The 4,159-nt window shown below is 71.7% G+C and carries 5 protein-coding genes; 2 read left to right on the top strand and 3 right to left on the bottom strand.

Annotation, left to right across the window (positions count from 1 at the left end):
- Positions 1 to 11: 11 nt before the first annotated feature.
- On the bottom strand, positions 12 to 749 hold the full coding sequence (locus ACFV6I_RS29540; RefSeq protein WP_380428572.1) for a class I SAM-dependent methyltransferase: 738 nt from the start codon (positions 747 to 749) through the stop codon (positions 12 to 14).
- 300 nt (positions 750 to 1,049) lie between these two features.
- On the bottom strand, positions 1,050 to 1,853 hold the full coding sequence (locus ACFV6I_RS29535; RefSeq protein WP_380428571.1) for an alpha/beta fold hydrolase: 804 nt from the start codon (positions 1,851 to 1,853) through the stop codon (positions 1,050 to 1,052).
- A gap of 254 nt (positions 1,854 to 2,107) precedes the next feature.
- Between ACFV6I_RS29535 and ACFV6I_RS29530 the strand changes: the two genes are divergently transcribed.
- Complete coding sequence (locus ACFV6I_RS29530) at positions 2,108 to 2,866, top strand: helix-turn-helix domain-containing protein (RefSeq protein WP_380339667.1); 759 nt, start codon at positions 2,108 to 2,110, stop codon at positions 2,864 to 2,866.
- A 7-nt stretch (positions 2,867 to 2,873) separates the two neighbouring features.
- On the opposite strand, the gene ACFV6I_RS29525 is transcribed toward ACFV6I_RS29530, so the two are convergent.
- Positions 2,874 to 3,215 carry a hypothetical protein gene (locus ACFV6I_RS29525; RefSeq protein WP_380428569.1) on the bottom strand — a complete coding sequence of 114 codons (342 nt, stop codon included), beginning with the start codon at positions 3,213 to 3,215 and terminating at the stop codon, positions 2,874 to 2,876.
- Positions 3,216 to 3,433: 218 nt separating this feature from the next.
- Here ACFV6I_RS29525 and ACFV6I_RS29520 point away from each other — a divergent pair, with 218 nt between their 5' ends.
- A complete protein-coding gene (locus tag ACFV6I_RS29520; protein WP_380428567.1) occupies positions 3,434 to 4,006 on the top strand; it encodes an RICIN domain-containing protein in 573 nt (190 codons plus the stop codon).
- The last annotated feature ends 153 nt before the right edge of the window (positions 4,007 to 4,159 follow it).

The raw sequence follows: 4,159 nt of genomic DNA, 5'->3' as shown, positions 1-4,159 counted from the left end.
CCCCCACCGCGTCACCTCTGCGGTGTGCCGGCCGCGCCCACCACCAGCCAGTGGGACGGGAGGTCGATCCGGCTGCCGTCGGGCGCGAACTCGGTGAGGAACAACGGCAGTTCGCCGGAGGCGAGGACGGTGAGCCCGGCGGTGCGGAACAGTTCGCCGAAGGCCGAGTCGACGACCTCGGCGGGGGCGAGGCCGTGCTCGAAGACGGGGCGCAGCTTCGGGGGAGGGCCCTGTGGGCTCTGGGCGAGGCCGGCCAGGACGGCCTTCGCCGACGAGGACAGCTCGACGACGAACGCCCGGCCGCGATCCCCGACCAGGGCGGCGATGGCGTCGGCGACCGGCTGGCGGTCGGCCGGTTCGCACTGGTGGATCAGGGCGCGTACGTACACGTTGGCATCGCCGAGCCGGGCGTGCAGCTCCCGGACGCCCTGCTGGTCGGTGGCGTCGAGCCGGGCGAACTCGGCCCGCCCGTCGGGATGCTGGGTGCGGGCGAGCTCCACGGCGGCGGCGGACAGGTCGACCCCGAGGACGTGGTCGAAGCGGCCGGCGAGGAAGCGGGTCTGGGTGCCGTTGCCGCAGCCGACGTCGACGACGGGCAGCGCCGGGTCGACGAGGTAGGGGTCGAACAGCGCGAGGTGCACGCTCGCGGTGAGCGCAGGCTCCGCGTCCCAGATCACCGCGCCGGCCTCCGCCGGTGCGTCGCGCCAGAAGCCCTCCCAGGCGTTCAGGTATCGACTCGACACGGGCATGGCGGAGAACCTCCCAGCTGGTGAAGCACGGTGTCGGGATCGTCCCCGGACAGCGGACAGCGGACAGCGGGCGGCGCGTGGGGAATCCGGCGAAGGCCTCCGCCCCCGACCCCCGAGCTGCGCGCAGCTCCGCCCGACCGGACGGCCGGTGACGGTCAGTCACGCTAACGGCCCCGGCGGGCGAGGCCGGCCGCGTGTCACCCGAATGCGGTAATTCCGAGGGAAGTTCGCCCGAACGGCCGCCCGTCGTGCGAGCGCTTCGCGGTGACCCCGCAGGGCCGGTTCGGGTCGGCGCGGGGCTCAGCCGGCCACGCTCGCGGGGGTGGCGGCGAGGTCGCGGACGGCGTCGGCGATGGCGTGGAAGTCCTTGCGCAGGATCTTGGAGTGGTTGCTCGCGACCTTCGTGCTGACCCGGATGTTCGGGTTGCGGGCGAGCACCGGGTCGAGGTTGGTGCGGATCTGTTCCATCAGCTTCGCTTCGCCGCCCAGGTTGCCGCCCGTGGCGACCACGTACCGGACCGGTGCGGTCACCTGGTCGAAGACCGGGTCGAGGGCGGCGGGCGCGCAGAGCTCGTTGATCTCAAGATTGATCTCGGCGTGCTGCTCGGCGCTCATCCGCGCGGCCATGCCGAGTCGGCGGGCGATCGGGAACAGCGGGCTGAGCCGGCGGAACAGCTTGCGGACCTGCTCCCGGGTGGCGTCGTCGAGCCACTCGTGCGGGAACGCGCCGTCCACGGACACCGCCCCGAGGACGCGGTCCGGGTGCCGGGCGGCCCAGTGCACCGCGAGCATCGCGCCGTAGGACCAGCCCACCAGGATCGGCCGGTCCACGCCCCTCGCGGTGAGGACGGCGTCGACGTCGCGCAGGCACGCTTCGAACGAGTAGTCCGCCGAGCGCTTCGACTTGCCGCGGGCGCGCTCGTCGAAGGTGATGTGCCGGTAGCCGTCGCCGAGGTCGGCGATGACGCGCCGCCAGTGCGACTGGTCGGCGTAGGAGCCGTTGAGGTAGACCACGGGACGGCCGGGCCCGCCGGTGTCGGTCACGGCCAGGGCGGTGTCGTCGACGGAGACCATGCCGGTCCAGACGGGCTGCTTGATGGTCATGGGGTGCCTTCTTCCGGGTGTGGGGGTGGCGGGCTGCTGCGGCTCGTTGTTTCTGATGATGGAAACGCTACGTTGCCTTCATGGATAGTGGCAACAAGTCCGTTGCTTGAAATCGGTATCGATGCAGGTGAAAGCGGAACTATCGTTGCAGTGGCTTTGGATTTAACGCAACGTCAGCCGCCGTCTTCGTTGCACTGGAATGGGGGTGAACGCTATGGTGAGGGCATTCAGGGAAGCGTGAAGGGAGAATCGCGGTGCCGGGAGGCAGGCTCACTCAGCAGGAACGCCAGCAGATCGCGCTGGGGATGGCCGACGGCCTCGCCTACGCGGAGATCGCCAGGCGGCTCGACCGACCCACCTCGACGGTCACGCGCGAGGTGATGCGCAACGGCGGCCCCACCGCCTACCGCGCCGACCTGGCCCATCGCGCCACCGAACGCCGCCGCGCCCAACGGCGCAGGCCGGCCGCGCCCCGGGGGTCGGAGGCGCCCCCGCAGGCCCACGGGCGCGACGCCGAGGCCGTGCGCGAGTACCAGGAGACGTACACCACCGTCCTGATGGCCTCCGGCATGCCCAAGATGACGGCCCGGGTGCTGGCCTGCCTCACCCTCACCGACAGCGGCAGTCTCACCGCGTCCGAGCTGGCCCGGCACCTCCAGGTCAGCCCGCCGTCCATCTCCAAGGCGATCGCGTTCCTCGACGGCCAGGGCCTCGTCCGCCGGGAGCGCGACGAGCGCCGCCGCGAGCGCTACGTCGTCGACGACGATGTCTGGTACCAGTCGATGATGGCCAGCGCCCGCGCCACCGCCCACCTCGTCGAGGTCGCGCGGCAGGGCGTCGGCGTCCTCGGCCCGCAGACCCCGGCCGCCACCCGCCTGGAGAACATCGCCCGCTTCGTCGATTTTGTCTCCGAGAGCATCGTCCGCGCGGCGGAGCAGGCCCGCGAGATCCTCCACACGAAGCCGGAGGCGGCCCCGGCCGGCCCGGCCGCTCCGGGTTCGGGCCGCGGATAGCCGACGATCAGCGGGAGGCGGCGCGGTAGGCGCGGCGCCAGGGGGCCGGGTCCGCGCCGAGGGCCTGGACGATGTCGGAGAGCAGTTCGACGTCCAGGCGTTGGCGTCCGCTGCGGAAGCAGTCGTAGACGGTGATCCGCCCGGGTGTGCGTTCCCCGGCCGGGACGCCGCGGGCTGCCCGGACGGAGCTGATCCGCCGGACGATCGTCGAGTAGGAGGGGCTGCCGGCCTCCTGCCGGAGCAGGGTGAGGGACTCGGCGAGTGCGTCCAGGGAGTGCGAACTGGCTGGCGTCACAGCGGAGTTGGCCTCGGCTGCCCGGCAGATGCACGGGGCCGCTGTGGTGCGCATAGGTGACCAGGTCAAAGCTCTGTCCTCCCCCCGCCGGGCCTGCGTGAACAGCCTCTTCGCGCCGGGGGTTCCTGTCAACTGAGGTGAATCAAATGGCGAAATCCATACACTCCCGTTTGTTCGGGATCGTTCGGAAAGCTGCCCAGGCCCTCAACTCCGCTGCCAGGATGGCCGCATTCCGCAGTGACACAACGTCAGAGAGGGAGGTGTCGGACCTCATGAAGTCCGCCCGAAAGATCGTCTCAGCACTGGCACTCGCGATCGGCCTGAGCGTCTCGTTGCCCGTCGCCGCCGCGCAGGCCGACCCCGTCAATCCGCAGCCCTATGCCTACGGTTCCCTCGTGGCGCTCGCCCGCCCGGCCAGCGGCGGCCCCAACGGCACCTACTACTGCATGGACGAGTACCGGCAGACCAACGGCGACGGGCGGCCGGTCGTCCTGCGCCCGTGCGACGGCTCCTGGAACCAGTTCTGGTTCGTCTCGCCGGACGGCCTCATCCACAGCACCAACGACGGCCGTTGTCTGTCGGGCCACGTCCCGAGCGGCCCGTCCGACAGCCCGGGCGCCACGGCGGTGGGGTGCAACGGGGGTGACCCGAAGCAGCGTTGGACGTTCGACACCGACCGCGGCGTGTGCAACGCCGTCGGTGCCTGCCTGACCTACGTCGGCAACCAGGGCCCGCGGTCCTCCTACGGACTCTGGACGCTGGGGCGGAACGCGAGCATGGGGCAGACCCAGGAGTTCGACTGGCACCACTCCGACAGCGACCGTCCGATCAACCCCAACATCTAGACATCTGGGCACTGTCAGGGGCCCGGCGTGGCCCGGGGACACTGGCGGGTAGCCACCGCCCCGGCCCCACCGGGGCGCCCGTACACCAACGCGGCGCTCCGCGGGGGTGGCCAGGCCCGAGCGGCGGGGGCCGGCGAGGCTGCGGCGCAGCAC

This window comes from Kitasatospora sp. NPDC059803 (genome assembly GCF_042732255.1).
Classification (GTDB): Bacteria; Actinomycetota; Actinomycetes; order Streptomycetales; family Streptomycetaceae; genus Kitasatospora.
This window is presented reverse-complemented; position numbering and strand designations above follow the sequence as displayed.